Source organism: Streptomyces sp. WMMB303 (assembly GCF_029351045.1).
Taxonomy (GTDB): Bacteria; Actinomycetota; Actinomycetes; order Streptomycetales; family Streptomycetaceae; genus Streptomyces.
Window position 1 is genome coordinate 4,634,666 of sequence record NZ_JARKIN010000001.1, and the last position, 15,516, is coordinate 4,650,181.

Below are 15,516 nucleotides of genomic sequence, written 5' to 3' on the forward strand. Positions count from 1 at the left end.
GGTGTCAGCTCCCTCGGTACACGGAGTAGCCGAACGGGTTGAGCAGCAGCGGCACGTGGTAGTGCTCCCCCGGGTGCACCGCGAAGACGATGGTCACCTCGGGGAAGAAGCTGCCTGGCGCGCTGTCCCTTACGCGGGGGGCGTCCTGCTGTTCCGCGGCTTCGCGCTGGCTGCGCGGATTCGAACTGTGCTCTGTCACCTCCGGTCGCTCCGAGCCGGACCCGCCGCAGAAGTACGGCTCCGTCTCGAACCACAACCGGACGTGGGTGGTGCCTTCCGGCAGCGCCGGAAAGTCCTTGCAGCGCCCGTCGGCGTCGGTCCTCGACGCCCCGTGCGCGACCCATCCGGCCTGCTCGTCGCCCTGGCGTACGGACAGCCGCACCCCGACCCCGGCGGCCGGGCGGCCGCGGCTGGTGTCCAGGATGTGGGTGGACACCGACGTGCTCGTCGCGTCGCTCATGCCGTGGGGGCTCCTTCCTCCGCGAGACGGGTGAGCCGGAGGCGGTTGATCTTCGCCAGCTCCCGCCGCACGATCTCCCGCTCCTGTTGCGGAGTGTTGTCGATCCGGTGACGAACGGCGTCCCTCATCTCCTCGGCACTCCTGCCGGTGGCACAGATGAGAAAGACGTGCCCGAATTTTTCCTGGTACGCCAGGTTGAGTTCGAGCATCTCGGCCTTCAGCTCCTCGGCGGCCCCCGCCATCCCCCGCTGTTCCCGGGAGGAGGTGGGGTCGCCGGGCTTCGGTCGGCCGATGGGCGGATGCCCGGCCATGGCCTCGGCCAGCCCGTCGTCCGTGAGGGCCCCGGTGGCCTCGTCACTCGCGACGAAGAGGGCTTCGACGGTGTCGTAGGGACGCCGGGCGAGCAGCGCGCTCCCCCAGCTCCGGGCGGCGCACATCTCGTGGAGCGCGGCGCGCGCCTCGGCGTCCGCTGCGGAGTTGAACCAGGTCAGACCTGGCGTGGAGCGCGAAGTCACGGGACCTCCGTGGCCGTGGTGCTGTTCGGGCTGGGAATAGCTAAGTCCTCAGGCCACACCACGTCAACACTTTGTTGAATGCTTTTCGGCATCCCGGAAAACGGCGCCCGCCATACGGAAGCCCCACGGGTGGCACCTCGGAGGCCCCGCACGCCCGCCGGAGAGCCTCAGCAGCCGCCTCCGGAGCACGCGCCCCTCAGTTCGTGGAACGCCCGTTCTCCCGGTTGAGGTAGTTGTAAACCGTGAAGCGCGAGACGCCCAGCGCGCCGGCGACGGTCTCGACACCGTGCCGGACCGAGAAGGCCCCCCGGGTCTCCAGGATCCGCACCACCGACTGCTTGGTCCTGCGGTCCAGCTCCGCGAGCGGCACCCCGTGCCGCCTCTCCAGCTCCGCCAGGATGTGGTCGAGGGAGTCCGACAGATGCGGCAGCCGCACGGCCACCACGTCCTCACCCTCCCAGGCGAGCACCACATCGTCGCCCTGCGCCTCCTGCGGGGCGACCATGGCCCCGCCCATGGCGTCCACCAGCGGCTTGATCGCGACGATGAACGGATGCCCCGCGGCGCGCGCGTCCTCCCCCATCAGTCCTCGTCCTCCCCGAGCACGTTCACCTGCAGCGAGACCCGGGTCGCGCCGGCCTCCAGCGAGCGGCGCAGCAGTGCGGTGACCGCGCCCAGCACCGCGTCGGCCGAGCCCTCGGCGGTGTTGCCGAACGGACCGACATCCACGGCATCCAGTGCCGCCGACTGGACGACCTCCCGCGCCACGACCGCGTGCTCCGGCGCCTCGTCGAGGTCGAAGGGCTCGGTCGTGAACTCCACTCGCAATCGCTCCATGACCCCACAGTACCGAGAACGCCCTGGCCCGCCGCAGGTCAGCGCAGCTCGGCGAGCATGTCCTCGATGAAGGCAGCCGTCTCGGCGGGCTGCCGGGCCTCCGCGCACAGCCGGTCCATGATCAGCGTGTACTGGTCGATCTCCGAGGGCTTGTCCAGATAGACCGCGTTGGTCAGATGCTCCAGGTAGACCTTGTCGGGCAGATCGTGGTCGATGAAGCGCAGCAGGGTCACCGGGGTGCCGGCCGCGGCGGCCGTCACCTCGAACGGCGCGACCTGCAGCGTGATGTGCGACAGTTCGATCATCTTCAGCAGGTGCTCGAGCTGCTCGCGCATCACCTCGGTGCCGCCGAAGGGACGGCGCAGCACCGCCTCGTCCACGACGGCCCACAGCCGAGGCGGCTCGGGCCGGTGCAGCAGCTTCTGCCGGGCCATGCGCAACGCGACGATCCGGGCCACCTTGCGTGGCTCGGTGTTCGGATAGCCGAGCTTGCTGACGGCGTACGCGTAGTCCTCGGTCTGCAGCAGTCCGGGCAGGAACTGGACCTCGTAGGTGCGGATCACCGATGCCGCGTCCTCCAGCCCGAGGTGCAGCTCGAACCAGTCCTCCAGCACGTCCGAGTACTGGCACCACCAACCGGGCGAGTTGGCCTGCCGGGCGAGGTCGAAGAACTCCTCGCGCTCGTCCTGGTCATGGATGCCGTAGAGCGTCAGCAGGTCGCGCAGATCGCGTTCCTTGGCCCCGACCTGGCCGCGCTCCAGCCTGGTGATCTTCGCGTGCGAGCCGCGGATGGCCCGTCCGGCGGCTTCCCGGGTGATCTCCCGGCGCTGCCGGAGCCTGCGCAGCTTGACACCCAGGATGATCCGCAGCGCGGTGGGACCGTTCGACTGCTCCTGCGCAGCCCCTCGCGACGCGTCACCGGACGGCTGCATCATGGCGGTCATTCCGACTCCCAAGGGTGATTGGGCGGTCACAACAGTGTGGCACCGGTGCACCGGTCAGGTACAGGTACCTGGAGAATACGCCGCCGGCGCACGGGGGTTGCGCTCGGAGCCCTCCGCATTGCGCCGTTGGCTCCCCCGCAACAGGTCATCCCGACACGGTAGTTGAAGCATCCGGAGGCCAGGCGGCCGACCGACGGCTCCGGCCCGGCACCGGAAGCCGCCCCGGAGCGGGCCTGCCCCCGGCGGTCCGCGCCGCCCTCCCCCCGCACCCGCGGAGTCCGCGACCTCCTCCCACAGGCGTGCCCGGCAGCGGTCCCGCGCAGGTCCGGGCCGGACCGCGACCGGAGGCCCCGGCTCCGACGCGGCAGCGGATCCGACCTCGGGCCGCCGGGGCGCCCGGCGGGGTGGCGGCGGGTCCGCTCTTGACAGGACCGGCACCGACCCCGCAATCTTCCAATGAGCAGAAAACAAGTTTCACGATACGAAATCTTTCGGTCCCCGACGGAAGGGAGGGCGGTCGCAGTGGTCTCCTCGGACCGGTTCACCGTCAACGCCTCGATCCTCTTCACCGAACTGCCCCTGCTGGAGCGCCCGGCGGCGGCCGCCGCCGCGGGCTTCGACAAGATCGAACTGTGGTGGCCCTGGGTCGACGCGCCCGTGCCCGAGCCCTCCGAGCTCGATGCGCTGCGCGGCGCGCTGGAGGACGCGCAGGTGCAGCTCACCGGGCTGAACTTCTACGCGGGACAGCTCCCCGGACCCGACCGCGGCGCCCTGTCCGTGCCCGGCGAGGAGTCGGAGAAGTTCCGCGCCAACATCGATGTGACCGCCGACTTCGCCCGGTCCGTGGGATGCAAGGCGCTCAACGCTCTCTACGGCAACCGCGTCGAGGGCGCCTCCGAGGCCGAGCAGGACGCGCTCGCGCTGGAGAACCTGGGGCTGGCCGCGCGGGCTGCGGACCGGGTGGGAGCGGTACTGCTCATCGAGGCGCTGAACGCCCCCGAGTCGCCCAAGTGCCCGCTGGTGAGCGCGCCCCGCGCACTCGAGGTGGTCGACGCCGTCAACACGGCCACCGGCCTGGACAACGCACGGTTCCTGATGGACCTGTACCACCTGTCCATGAACGGCGAGGACCTGCCGGCCGTCATCGAGAACTCCCTGGACCGGACCGCGCACGTCCAGATCGCCGACAACCCCGGGCGCGGGGCGCCGGGAACCGGCTCGCTGGACTTCGGCGACCTCTTCGAGCGGCTGGACAAGGCCGGTTACGACGGCCTGGTGGGGCTCGAGTACAAGCCCGGCGACAACGGCAGCGCCGCCTCCTTCGGCTGGCTGAAGTAACTGACCGCCCTCCGCCCGGGCAGGGCGGCGCCAGGCATCGCGCGGGGCCTCAGGGGCGGCCCCGGCATTCGGAACTGCGAAAGGCACAAGAGATGGCTCACACCGCCGGCAACACCAAGATCGCCTTCATCGGACTCGGCATCATGGGCGCGCCCATGGCACGCAACCTGCTGAAGGCGGGGTACGACGTCACGGCGTACACGCTGGAGACGGAGAAGGTCGAGGCATTCGTCAAGGACGGCGGCAAAGGCGCGGCGTCCATCGCGGAAGCGGTCGGCGGCGCGGACGTCGTGATCACGATGGTCCCCGCCTCCCCGCAGGTCGAGCAGGTCGTCCTGCACGAGGGCGGCGTGCTGGAGAACCTCCGCGAGGGCGGCACCCTCATCGACATGTCGTCGATCACCCCGCAGACCTCCGTCGAGGTCGCCGAGGCCGCGCGGGCCAAGGGCGTCAGGACGCTCGACGCTCCGGTGTCCGGCGGCGAGGCGGGCGCCGTCGAGGGCGTGCTGTCCATCATGGTCGGAGGCGACCGGGAGACCTTCGACGCGGCCAAGCCGGTGCTGGAGGCACTCGGCAGGACGATCGTGCTGTGCGGCCCGGCCGGCTCCGGCCAGACCGTGAAGGCCGCGAACCAGCTCATCGTGGCGGTCAACATCCAGGCCGTCGCCGAGGCGGTGGTCTTCCTGCGCAAGTCCGGCGTCGACCTGGAGGCGGGTCTCGAGGTGCTCAACGGCGGGCTGGCCGGCTCCACGGTGCTGACCCGCAAGAAGGACAGCATCCTGGCCGGCGACTACAAGCCCGGCTTCAAGATCGACCTGCACCACAAGGACATGGGCATCGTCACCGACGCGGCCCGCGCGGTCGGTGCGGCCGTGCCCGCCGGTGCGCTGGTCGCCCAGCTCGTCGCGGCGCTGCGGGCGCAGGGCGACGGCGGGCTCGACCACTCGGCGCTGGTCCGCGGCGTCAAGCGGCTCTCGGGCGAGAACCCCGACGGCGCCAACTGAGGACCGCACTCCCCCAGAGACTCCGGGCGGCGGCGCCGACACTGTCCTGTCGCGCCCAGGCGCCGCCGCCCGGATACCACCTGCACCGAACCAGGAGAGTCCGATGGCTCGTATGACCGCTGCCCGCGCGGCAGTTGAGATCCTCAAGCGCGAGGGTGTGGACACCGCTTTCGGGGTGCCGGGTGCGGCGATCAACCCCTTCTACGCCGCCCTGCGGGCCGCGGGCGGCGTCGAGCACACGCTCGCCCGGCACGTCGAGGGCGCCTCGCACATGGCCGAGGGCTACACCCGCACGGCACCCGGCAACATCGGCGTGTGCATCGGCACGTCGGGCCCGGCCGGCACCGACATGATCACCGGCCTCTACTCGGCGATCGGCGACTCGATCCCGATCCTGTGCATCACCGGGCAGGCACCGGTCGCGGTGATCGAGAAGGAGGACTTCCAGGCCGTCGACATCGCCTCGATCGCCAAGCCGGTCACCAAGAAGGCCACCACCGTCAAGGAGGCGGCCCAGGTCCCGGGGGTCTTCCAGGAGGCGTTCCATCTGATGCGCTCGGGCCGCCCGGGCCCGGTGCTGATCGACCTGCCGATCGACGTCCAGCAGACGGAGATCGAGTTCGACCCGGACACCTACGAGCCGCTGGTCCCGCACAAGCCCGCCGCGTCCCGCAGGCAGGTCGAGAAGGCGATGGACATGCTGGCGGCGGCCGAGCGGCCGCTGATCGTGGCGGGCGGCGGCGTCATCAACGCGGACGCCTCCGAACTGCTGGTCGAGTTCGCCGAGCTGACCGGCATCCCCGTCGTGCCCACACTGATGGGCTGGGGCATCATCGGCGACGACCACCCGCTGCACGCGGGCATGGTCGGCCTGCAGACCTCGCACCGCTACGGCAACGCCACGTTCCTGGAGTCGGACTTCGTCCTCGGCATCGGCAACCGCTGGGCCAACCGGCACACCGGCGCGCTGGCCACCTACACCGAGGGCCGCACGTTCGTGCACGTGGACATCGAACCGACCCAGATCGGCAAGATATTCGCACCGGACTACGGCATCGCCTCGGACGCTCACGCGGCCCTGGCCCTCTTCGTCGAGGTCGCCAGGGAGCGGGCCGCGGCCGGTGGGCTGCGCGACCTGTCGGAGTGGGCCGCCGGGGCGCGCGAGCGCAAGGGCGCGCTGCAGCGCCGTACGCACTTCGACGACGTGCCGCTGAAGCCGCAGCGCGTGTACGAGGAGATGAACCGGGCCTTCGGGCCGGAGACCCGCTATGTGTCGACCATCGGCCTCTCGCAGATCGCCGGCGCGCAGTTCCTGCACGTCTACCGGCCGCGGCACTGGATCAACTGCGGCCAGGCCGGCCCGCTGGGCTGGACCGTGCCGGCCGCGCTGGGCGTGGCCAAGGCGGACCCGGAGGCGAGCGTCGTGGCACTGTCCGGCGACTACGACTTCCAGTTCATGATCGAGGAGCTGGCGGTCGGTGCGCAGCACCGCGTCCCCTATGTGCACGTGCTGGTCAACAACTCCTACCTCGGGCTGATCCGGCAGGCCCAGCGCAACTTCGACATGGACTTCCAGGTCAACCTGGAGTTCGAGAACCTGAACGCGCCCGAGCTGGGCGCCTACGGCGTGGACCACGTCAAGGTCGCCGAGGGCCTGGGCTGCAAGGCGCTGCGGGTGACCGAGCCGGAGCAGCTGCTGCCCGCGTTCGAGGAGGCGAAGAAGCTCGCCGCCGAGCACCGGGTGCCGGTCGTGGTGGAGGCGATCCTGGAGCGGGTCACCAACATCTCCATGAGCGGCAGCGACATCGCCTCGGTCAACGAGTTCGAGGAGCTGGCCACCGAGGCGGCGCACGCGCCGACGGCCACCGTTCCGCTGGGCTGAGGACGGCACCGCCCGCCCCCTCGGCCGCCCCTTCTCCGGCCCCCGGGAACGGTCTCCCGGGGGCCGGAGGACCGAGTTTCAACAAAGTGTTGACGCCCCGATGAGGCGTCCTTACGCTCCAACATGCGGAAACCGTTTTCCGTGAATCAGCCCCAGGAAGGTCGTCCATGTCGAAGTCGTCGAAGCCCACGCTGACCACCGAGGCGGGCGCGCCCGTCGCCGACAACCAGAACTCCACCTCCGCCGGCATCGGTGGGCCGCTCCTCCTCCAGGACCAGCACCTGCTGGAGAAGCTGGCGCGGTTCAACCGCGAGCGCATCCCCGAGCGTGTGGTGCACGCCCGCGGCTCCGGCGCCTACGGCTACTTCGAGGTGACCGACGACGTCACCGCGCACACCAGCGCCCACTTCCTCGGCGAGGTCGGCCGCCGCACGGAGACGTTCATCCGCTTCTCCACCGTCGCCGACAACCTCGGCGGCCCGGACGCGGCCCGCGACCCGCGCGGCTTCGCCCTCAAGTTCTACACCGAGGAGGGCAACTACGACCTCGTCGGCAACAACACCCCGGTCTTCTTCATCAAGGACCCGCTGAAGTTCCCCGACTTCATCCACTCGCAGAAGCGGGACCCCTTCACCGGCAAGCAGGAGCCGGACAACGTCTGGGACTTCTGGGCCCACGCACCCGAGGCCACCCACCAGGTCACCTGGCTGATGGGAGACCGCGGCATCCCGGCCTCCTACCGGCACATGAACGGGTACGGCTCGCACACCTACCAGTGGACGAACGCCGAGGGCGAGGTCCTCTTCGTCAAGTACCACTTCAAGACCAACCAGGGCATCCGCTGCCTGTCCGGCGACCAGGGCGCAGAGCTGTCCGGCACCGACCCCAACAGCCACCAGACGGACCTGCTGCAGTCCATCGAGCGCGGCGTCTTCCCGTCCTGGACGCTGTACGTGCAGATCATGCCCGCCGACGAGGCCGCCGACTACCGGTTCAACCCCTTCGACCTCACCAAGGTGTGGCCGCACAGCGACTACCCGCTGCAGCGCGTGGGCCGGCTGGTGCTGGACCGCAACCCGGACAACGTCTTCGCCGAGGTCGAGCAGTCCGCCTTCTCGCCCAACAACTTCGTGCCCGGCATCGGCCCCTCGCCGGACAAGATGCTCCAGGGCCGGCTGTTCGCCTACGCCGACGCGCACCGCTACCGGCTCGGCGTCAACCACACCCAACTGCCGGTCAACGCGCCCAGGGCCACCGAGGCGAACAACTACGGCAGGGACGGCCTGATGGCCGCCAACGCCTACGGGCGGCACACCAAGAACTACGAGCCCAACTCCTACGGCGGCCCGGTCGAGAGCGGCTCCCCGCTGTCCGCACCGCGCCCGGTCACCGGGTACTGGGGCACCCACGAGGCGCCGCAGCACTCCAAGGACGACGACTTCTTCCAGGCCGGGGAGCTCTACCGGCTGATGTCGGAGGAGGAGAAGGGTCGGCTGGTCGCCAACATCGCCGTCGGCCTCGCGCAGGTCTCCCGCGAGGACGTCATCGAGAAGAACCTGGCCCACTTCAGCGCCGCGGACCCGGAGTACGGGCGCCGCGTGGAAGCCGCCGTGCGGGAGCTGCAGGAGGGCTGACACCGTCCGCCGCAGGGCGCGTCCCGACAGCGGGCGCGCCCGCGCGGGGCGCTCCGCGCGGGCGTACCGCGCCAATCGCGCGGTGAACGGCGTACCGGGGTGATTGGGAGGTCGGCCCGGCACGCGCCCCCGTGCGGAACGGTCCTTGTGATGAGGGGTGACCGTTCCGCGCGGGGGCACACTTCTGTCCTCCCGATGTCCTCACCCACCCTCGCCCGCCTCCTCGCCCATCTTCCGGGCCCGTCCGGCACTCGCCCCTTCGGAAAACCCGCTCCATCGGCGACGATTGGAGAGCGGCCGGGCACAGCAGCCCCACCGTGCCCACCGGACCACCCGTGCCAGGAGCCGAACGATGGCTGAGAGAGTGCTTGTGCGCTGCCCCGTGTGCCGGCGTGAGCACAGCTACACCGCGCCCGTCTACCCGTGCGGCTGCGGTGCGCCGGTTGCCCTGCCGCTGCTCTCCTCCGCTGCCGCGATCCAGGTGCGGCACCGCACCTGGGCGGGCTCCTGGATCTCGGTGAGCTGCCCGGCCTGCGGGCGCGTGGACGAGTGGCCGCAGCCCGAGCTGGGCTGCGGCTGCGGCACCACCCTGCGGGTGCCGGTCTCCCGCAGCCGGACCGGGGTGGCGGCACCGTCCGCCGAGCAGCCGCCGCCGGTCGCCCGTACCGCGGCGGAGCCCGCGCCGAGCGCCGCGGACCCCGCGCCCGCCGCGCGGGGACCGGTCCCGCGGCCCGCCTTCCGGCCCGTCACCATCCGCACGGCGCAGGACGCGAAGCTGGCGGCGGCGCAGTATCTGCGGTGGCTGGGCTTCGCGGACGTACGCATCGCCGAGCGGACACCGGCCTCGGGAGTGGACGTACGCGGGCCCGGCGTGGTCGCGCACGTCGACCCCTCCACCTCCCCGGCCGCGCTGCGCGACGTGGAGACGCTGTGGCTCAACGGGCTGAACGACTCGGTCGCCGCCGTCTGCTTCGCCCTCGCCGGGTACGGCGAGGACGCCCGAGCCCGCGCCGACGAACTGCGGCTCCCGCTGTTCGTCCTGGACCTGACGGGCACCCCGCGGGCGGTGAACGAGGCCGCCGAGCAGCTGATCCGCACCCCGCGGTGACCCCGCCGCGACGTCGGCGCCGTACTCCGGCCCGCTCGGCCCGCTCGGCGCGCTACCGGTCGCGGTGCTCGGTGCCGGGCGCTCCCGCCTCGCCCGCCGCGTGGGCGCGCAGCTCGACACGGCGGATCTTCCCGGAGATCGTCTTGGGCAGCTCGGCGAACTCGATCACCCGCACCCGCTTGTAGGGGGCGAGCCGCTCCCGGCAGTGCGCGAACAGCGCGGCGGCGGTGTCCGCGTCCGCGGCGGCGCCGTCCGCGACCACCACATACGCCTTGGGCACGGCGAGCCGCACCGGGTCCGGCGACGGCACGACAGCGGCCTCCGCCACCGAGGGATGCTCCAGCAGGACGCTCTCCACCTCGAACGGGGAGATCTTGTAGTCGCTGGCCTTGAAGACGTCGTCGGCGCGCCCCACATAGGTGAGATAGCCCTCCTCGTCCCGCGCCCCGATGTCGCCCGTCCGGTAGGTGCCGTCGGCCATCACCTCCGCCGTGCGCTCGGCGTCGCCCCGGTAGCCGACCATCAGGCCGACCGGGCGGGTGGACAGGTCGAGGCAGATCTCTCCCTCCTCGACGCCGGTCTCGCCCGTGACCGGGTCGCGCAGGGTGACGTCGAAGCCGGGCGTGGGCCGGCCCATGGAGCCCGGCTTGAGGGGCTGGCCGGGGGTGTTGGCGACCTGGACGGCGGTCTCGGTCTGGCCGAAACCGTCCCGGATGGTGACGCCCCACACCCGGCGGACATGCTCGATGACCTCCGGGTTGAGCGGCTCGCCGGCGGCGACGACCTCCCGGGGGACGGCCGAGAGGCTGCTGAGGTCGGCCTGGATGAGCATCCGCCAGACGGTGGGCGGGGCGCAGAAGCTGGTGACGCCGCCGCGCTCCATCTCGGTGAGCAACCGCCCGGCGTCGAACCGGCTGTAGTTGTGGATGAAGATCGTCGCCTCGGCGTTCCAGGGCGCGAAGAAGTTGGACCAGGCGTGCTTGGCCCAGCCGGGCGAGGAGATGTTGAGGTGGACGTCGCCCGGCCGCAGACCGATCCAGTACATCGTCGCCAGGTGCCCGACCGGGTAGGACACGTGGGTGTGCTCGACCAGCTTGGGCAGCGCGGTCGTCCCGGAGGTGAAGTACAGCAGCAGGGTGTCGTCGGCACGGGTGGCGCCCTGAGGGTCGAAGCCGGCCGCGGCCTCGTGGGCGTCCTCGTAGGCCAGCCAGCCCGCTGCCGGGGTGCCGCCGCTGCCGACGGCGATCCGGGTGTAGTCGCCCGGCACCTCGTCGGTGAACTTCCCGGTGTCCTCGGCACGTACCACCACATGGCGGGCCGCGCCGCGGGTGATCCGGTCGGCCAGGTCGCGCGGGCCCAGCTGGGGTGTCGCGGGGATGACGACGGCGCGCAGCTTCATCAGCGCGAGCAGCGTCTCCCACAGTTCGACCTGGTTGCCCAGCATCAGCACGACCCGGTCGCCGGGCGCCACGCCCCGGCCGCGCAGCCAGCCTGCGACCTGGTCGGAGCGGGTCCGCATCTGGTCGTAGGTGACGCGGCGCTCCAGCCCGTCCTCCTCGACGATGTGCAGCGCGAGCCGGTCGTTGCCCCGGGCGATGTGGTCGAACCAGTCCAGCGCCCAGTTGAAGTGCTCGGGCCGGGGCCAGTCGAAGGCGGCCCGCGCGGCCTCGTAGTCCGTCCGGTGCCGCAGCAGCGTGTCGCGGGCGGCGCGGAACTGATCGGTAGGCGTGGACGGGACCATGTTTCCTCCTGCTCAGGGGGTGCTGCGGGCGCTGGCAGCCATCGTGTACGCCCACCCGCGTGCCGCACCACCCCCGGCCGGGGGCTTACGCCCATGTGACGGGAGGTACGGCATCATCGGAGAGATGTACACGGGGGCCGACACACGCCGGGACCGGGATGCGGCGGACGGCGGTACGCGCGGCGGCGGACGGCGGCGCGCACGGCGCCATCCGTTCCTCACCGCGCTGGCGGTGCTGACCCTGCTGGTGCTCAGCGTGGCGCTGGCCTTCCGGGCCGGGGACGAGGACGGGCCCACCCCCGTGCCGCAACTGCTGGCGTTCCTGCCCTGGTTCCTGGCGCCGGCCTGGCTGGCGGCGCTGGTCGCGACGCTCTCCCGCCGCTGGCTGGTGCTGCTGTGGGCGCTGGCGGTGCTGGCGGGCACCGGCTGGTTCCTGCGCCCCTACGGGCAGCCCGCACCGGCGGACACGGCGGCCCGGCCGGCGAAGGCCCAGTTCCGGGTGCTGACGGCCAACCTGGACCACGGCGGCGCCACCCGCGACCTCGTGGCGGCACTGCGCCGGGAGCGGCCGCAGGTCGTCTCGGTGCAGGAGTGCGACGCACGGTGCGCGGCGGCGTTGCGTGCCCCCGCGCTGCGCGAGGAGTATCCGCACCGCATCATCACCGACGACGGCGGCGCCCGCGGCTCGGCACTGCTGAGCGTCTATCCGCTGGAGGGCCGCGGCGAGGTGCGCGGTCGGCTGGCGATGCCCGGCGCGATCGCGGACGTCCACGGCGAGCGGGTCGCCCTCCAGGTGGCGCACCCGATGCCGCCCGAGCCGGGCCGGACGGCGGCCTGGCGGGTGGAGCTGGACCGGCTGCGGGCCGCGGCGGCTGCGCGGGGCAGGCTGCCGATGCTGATCGCGGGCGATTTCAACTCCTCGCAGGACCACGCGGCCTTCCGGACGATCCTGCGCACCGGCATGCACGACGCGGCCCGCATGCTGGGCAACTCGCGTACCCCCACCTGGCCCACCCGCACCACTCCGGTGCTCGGCGCACAGCTCGACCACGTGCTGCTGAGCGAGGCGATGCTGCCGGTGGACGGCGAGTTCGTGGATCTGCGCGGCACCGACCACCGCGCCCTGCTGGTGAACGTCAAGCTGTTCTGAGCCCGGCCGCGCCCCGCACGGGCGTTCAGCCCGCGGCCCGCCCTGCGCCTCCGGTGATCGAGGCGGCGGGGCCGCCGTCGTGGTGGATGGGCGTGTGGGCGCCGTCGAGGGGGACGCCGGTGCCGCCGTGCCGGGCGGCGACGATCTCCGCGGCGATGGAGAGCGCCGTCTCCTCCGGAGTGCGGGCGCCCAGGTCCAGGCCGATGGGTGAGCGCAGCGCGGCCAGCTCCAGCGGCGTCAGCCCCACCTCGCGCAGCCGCTCCAGCCGGTCCAGGTGGGTGCGGCGGGATCCCATGGCGCCGACGTAGGCCACCGGCAGCCGCAGCGCCCGCTCCAGCAGCGGCACGTCGAACTTGGCGTCGTGGGTCAGGACGCAGACGACCGTGCGCGGATCGAGGTCCTGGGAGTCGAGATAGCGGTGCGGCCAGTCGACGACGACCTCGTCGGCCTCGGGGAAGCGGCCGGGTGTGGCGAACACGGGCCGCGCGTCGCACACCGTCACGTGGTAGCCGAGGAACTTGCCGATCCGGGCCAGTGCGGCGGCGAAGTCGATGGCGCCGAAGACGAGCATCCGGGGCGCCGGGACGCTGGACTCCACCAGCAGGGTCACCGGACGGCCGCACCTGCTGCCGTCCGCGCCGATGGTGACGGTGGCGGTACGGCCGGCGGTCAGCAGCGCCCGGCCCTCGGCCGCCGCGGTGGCGTCCAGTTCGGGCGCCCCGCCCAGGGCGCCGTGCGGCCGCCCCTCGGCGTCCAGCCGCAGGGCGCCGCCCAGCAGCTCCGCGGGCCCGTCCACGATCCGGACGAGCGCCGCGGTGCGTCCCTCTACGGCCTCGGCCGCGATCCCGGCGTACACCGAGCGGGCCGGCGTTCCGGCGCGGACCGGGGTGATCAGGATGTCGACCGTCCCGCCGCAGGTGAGACCGACGGCGAAGGCGTCCTCGTCGCTGTAGCCGAAGGTCTGGCGGACGCTCGCGCCGGAGCCCAGCACCTCCTGGCACAGCGTGTAGACCGCGCCCTCGACGCAGCCGCCGCTCACGCTGCCGACGGCCTCGCCGTCCGCGTCCACGGCCAGCGCGGCGCCCGGCTGCCGCGGTGCGCTGCCGCCCACGCCGACGACGGTGGCGACGGCGAAGTCCCGCCCCTCCTGGCACCAGCAGTGCAGCTCAGCGGCGATGTCCAGCATGTGTCTCTCCTCGGCGGTGGTATACGGCCAGGTGGGAGCGGGAACGGCCAGGGGACCGCACCCGCTCCCACCTGAACGGCTCCTGGAGGGCCGGCCGGCTACTTGACCCCCAGCCACTGTTCGATCGGGTTCAGTGCGAAGTAGGCCAGGAAGACGAGCCCCAGTACCCACATCAACCATCCGGGCTCACGAAACTTTCCCTGGACGGCCTTGATCAGAACGTAGGCGATGACTCCGGCGCCGATGCCGGCGGTGATGGAGTAGGTGAACGGCATCAGCACGGTGGTCAGGAAGACCGGGATCGACGTGGCCGGGTCGGTCCAGTCGATGTGCATGGCGTTGGTCATCATCATCGAGCCGATGACGACCAGTGCCGCGGCCGCGACCTGCGGGGGGATCACCTGTGCGAGGGGCGTGAAGAACAGGCACAGGGCGAAGCCCAGGCCGGTGACGACGCTGGCCAGGCCAGTGCGCGCGCCGTCGCCGACCCCGGCGGTCGACTCCACGAACACGGTCTGCCCCGAGGCTCCGGCCAGCCCGCCGGCCACGCCGCCGGCGCCGTCGATGGTCAGTGCCTTGTTCAGCCCGGGCATCCGGCCCTGCTCGTCGGCGAGTCCGGCCTGCTGGCCGATGCCGATGATGGTGCCGATCGCGTCGAAGAACCCGGCCAGGACGAGGGTGAAGACGATGACGCCGACGGTGATGCCGCCGACGTCCCCGAGCCCGCTGAAGGAGACGTTGCCCAGCAGCCCGAAGTCGGGCGAGCTGACCAGCGATCCGGTGATCTCCGGGGCGTTCCTGCCGCCCCAGTCCTTCTTGTCCAGGCCGGCGAACTGGTGGATGAGCGCCGCCAGCACGGTGCCGCCGACGATGCCGATGAGGATCGCTCCGGGCACCTTGCGCACCTGGAGCGCGAAGATGAGCAGCACGGTGACGGCGAAGCACAGCACCGGCCAGCCGGTGAGCATGTCCGCGGTGCCGAGCTGGATCGGCTTGGCGCCGGGCAGTCCGCCGGGGCCGGGCATCGAGGTGACGAAGCCGGCCTGGACAAGACCGATGAGGCAGACGAACAGGCCGATGCCCATGGTGATGGCGTGCTTGAGCGCCAGCGGGATCGCGTTCATGATCAGTTCGCGGAGTCCGGTGACCACCAGCAGGATGATCACCGCGCCGTAGATGAGGCACATCGCCCAGGCGTTGCCCCAGGTCATCTCGGGCACGACCTGGAACGACAGCACCGCCGAGACGCTGAGTCCGGCCGCCAGGGCCAGCGGTACGTTGCCGATGATGCCCATCACGATGGTGGTCGCGGCGGCGGCGAACGCCGTGGCCGTGGTGACCTGCCCGGCGTCCAGCGTCTGCTGGTTGGCGTCGGGCACCGAGAGGATGACCGGGTTGAGCAGGACGATGTACGCCATCGCCATGAAGGTGGTGATACCGCCGCGTATCTCCCGGCCGTAGGTCGACCCTCTCGCGGAGATGTGGAAGTACCTGTCGAGCCAGGAGCGGCCCGCGGGGATGCGCGAGCCGGGGCCCGCGTCCTCCGCCGACGTCGTCGGCTCCACTGTGGACTGGGTCATTGTGCTGACTCCCAAGGTTCAAAGGGGCACCTCGGCGACTGCCGAGGATTTGGGAAGCACGACCCGGGGGACGGCCCGTGTCCTGCCATGTCCTCGATCCCGCCCCGAACCGGACGGAGGGGCCGCAGCCGCTCCGC

Annotated in this window: 14 protein-coding genes; 6 read left to right on the plus strand and 8 right to left on the minus strand. The window is 71.8% G+C overall.

Going from position 1 to position 15,516, the window contains the following annotated elements:
- Positions 1-4: 4 nt before the first annotated feature.
- The 5 genes from P2424_RS20615 to P2424_RS20635 form a co-directional block, all read right to left on the minus strand.
- The gene (locus P2424_RS20615) at positions 5-460 is read right to left on the minus strand and encodes a hydroxyisourate hydrolase (protein WP_276477234.1); all 456 of its coding nucleotides are present in this window, start codon (positions 458-460) and stop codon (positions 5-7) included.
- Entirely contained in the window at positions 457-975 is a 519-nt protein-coding gene (gene uraD / locus P2424_RS20620; protein ID WP_276477235.1) for a 2-oxo-4-hydroxy-4-carboxy-5-ureidoimidazoline decarboxylase, read from the minus strand. Before uraD ends, P2424_RS20615 begins: the two co-directional genes overlap by 4 nt.
- A 196-nt stretch (positions 976-1,171) precedes the next feature.
- Positions 1,172-1,558: a helix-turn-helix domain-containing protein gene (locus P2424_RS20625; RefSeq protein WP_276477236.1), complete on the minus strand. Its 387-nt coding sequence runs from the start codon at positions 1,556-1,558 to the stop codon at positions 1,172-1,174.
- Positions 1,558-1,812, minus strand: coding sequence for a hypothetical protein (locus tag P2424_RS20630; protein WP_276477237.1), 255 nt, complete (start codon positions 1,810-1,812; stop codon positions 1,558-1,560). The genes P2424_RS20625 and P2424_RS20630 overlap by 1 nt, the downstream gene beginning before the upstream one ends.
- Before the next feature lie 38 nt (positions 1,813-1,850).
- Positions 1,851-2,756: a helix-turn-helix transcriptional regulator gene (locus tag P2424_RS20635; RefSeq protein WP_276477238.1), complete on the minus strand. Its 906-nt coding sequence runs from the start codon at positions 2,754-2,756 to the stop codon at positions 1,851-1,853.
- Positions 2,757-3,278: 522 nt separating this feature from the next.
- On the opposite strand from P2424_RS20635, the gene P2424_RS20640 reads away from it, so the two are divergent.
- From P2424_RS20640 to P2424_RS20660, 5 genes are all read left to right on the plus strand, one after another.
- On the plus strand, positions 3,279-4,094 hold the full coding sequence (locus tag P2424_RS20640; RefSeq protein ID WP_276477239.1) for a TIM barrel protein: 816 nt from the start codon (positions 3,279-3,281) through the stop codon (positions 4,092-4,094).
- A 74-nt stretch (positions 4,095-4,168) separates the two neighbouring features.
- A complete protein-coding gene (locus P2424_RS20645; protein ID WP_276479048.1) occupies positions 4,169-5,098 on the plus strand; it encodes a 2-hydroxy-3-oxopropionate reductase in 930 nt (309 codons plus the stop codon).
- Positions 5,099-5,201: 103 nt separating this feature from the next.
- A complete protein-coding gene (gene gcl, locus P2424_RS20650) occupies positions 5,202-6,980 on the plus strand; it encodes a glyoxylate carboligase (RefSeq protein ID WP_276477240.1) in 1,779 nt (592 codons plus the stop codon).
- A gap of 167 nt (positions 6,981-7,147) precedes the next feature.
- Positions 7,148-8,614 (plus strand): catalase, encoded by a 1,467-nt coding sequence (locus tag P2424_RS20655; RefSeq protein WP_276477241.1) that lies wholly within the window; start codon positions 7,148-7,150, stop codon positions 8,612-8,614.
- Positions 8,615-8,966: 352 nt separating this feature from the next.
- Positions 8,967-9,722 carry a hypothetical protein gene (locus P2424_RS20660; RefSeq protein ID WP_276477242.1) on the plus strand — a complete coding sequence of 252 codons (756 nt, stop codon included), beginning with the start codon at positions 8,967-8,969 and terminating at the stop codon, positions 9,720-9,722.
- A gap of 52 nt (positions 9,723-9,774) precedes the next feature.
- Here P2424_RS20660 and P2424_RS20665 read toward each other — a convergent pair whose 3' ends face one another.
- On the minus strand, positions 9,775-11,463 hold the full coding sequence (locus P2424_RS20665; RefSeq protein ID WP_276477243.1) for an AMP-binding protein: 1,689 nt from the start codon (positions 11,461-11,463) through the stop codon (positions 9,775-9,777).
- Between the two features lie 124 nt (positions 11,464-11,587).
- On the opposite strand from P2424_RS20665, the gene P2424_RS20670 reads away from it, so the two are divergent.
- Positions 11,588-12,613: an endonuclease/exonuclease/phosphatase family protein gene (locus P2424_RS20670; RefSeq protein WP_276477244.1), complete on the plus strand. Its 1,026-nt coding sequence runs from the start codon at positions 11,588-11,590 to the stop codon at positions 12,611-12,613.
- A gap of 25 nt (positions 12,614-12,638) precedes the next feature.
- On the opposite strand, the gene P2424_RS20675 is transcribed toward P2424_RS20670, so the two are convergent.
- Together P2424_RS20675 and P2424_RS20680 are read right to left on the minus strand one after the other, a co-directional pair.
- Positions 12,639-13,799, minus strand: coding sequence for an XdhC/CoxI family protein (locus P2424_RS20675; RefSeq protein ID WP_276477245.1), 1,161 nt, complete (start codon positions 13,797-13,799; stop codon positions 12,639-12,641).
- A 98-nt stretch (positions 13,800-13,897) separates the two neighbouring features.
- Positions 13,898-15,379 carry an NCS2 family permease gene (locus P2424_RS20680; protein ID WP_276477246.1) on the minus strand — a complete coding sequence of 494 codons (1,482 nt, stop codon included), beginning with the start codon at positions 15,377-15,379 and terminating at the stop codon, positions 13,898-13,900.
- Positions 15,380-15,516: the final 137 nt, after the last annotated feature.

Coding starts and splice junctions, on each gene's coding strand:
- P2424_RS20615 (WP_276477234.1), bottom strand. CDS start 460: ATGAGCGACGCGACGAGCACGTCGGTGTCCACCCACATCCTGGACACC.
- P2424_RS20625 (WP_276477236.1), bottom strand. CDS start 1,558: ATGGGGGAGGACGCGCGCGCCGCGGGGCATCCGTTCATCGTCGCGATC.
- P2424_RS20630 (WP_276477237.1), bottom strand. CDS start 1,812: ATGGAGCGATTGCGAGTGGAGTTCACGACCGAGCCCTTCGACCTCGAC.
- P2424_RS20635 (WP_276477238.1), bottom strand. CDS start 2,756: ATGACCGCCATGATGCAGCCGTCCGGTGACGCGTCGCGAGGGGCTGCG.
- gcl (WP_276477240.1), top strand. CDS start 5,202: ATGGCTCGTATGACCGCTGCCCGCGCGGCAGTTGAGATCCTCAAGCGC.
- P2424_RS20655 (WP_276477241.1), top strand. CDS start 7,148: ATGTCGAAGTCGTCGAAGCCCACGCTGACCACCGAGGCGGGCGCGCCC.
- P2424_RS20660 (WP_276477242.1), top strand. CDS start 8,967: ATGGCTGAGAGAGTGCTTGTGCGCTGCCCCGTGTGCCGGCGTGAGCAC.
- P2424_RS20665 (WP_276477243.1), bottom strand. CDS start 11,463: ATGGTCCCGTCCACGCCTACCGATCAGTTCCGCGCCGCCCGCGACACG.
- P2424_RS20670 (WP_276477244.1), top strand. CDS start 11,588: ATGTACACGGGGGCCGACACACGCCGGGACCGGGATGCGGCGGACGGC.
- P2424_RS20675 (WP_276477245.1), bottom strand. CDS start 13,799: ATGCTGGACATCGCCGCTGAGCTGCACTGCTGGTGCCAGGAGGGGCGG.
- P2424_RS20680 (WP_276477246.1), bottom strand. CDS start 15,379: ATGACCCAGTCCACAGTGGAGCCGACGACGTCGGCGGAGGACGCGGGC.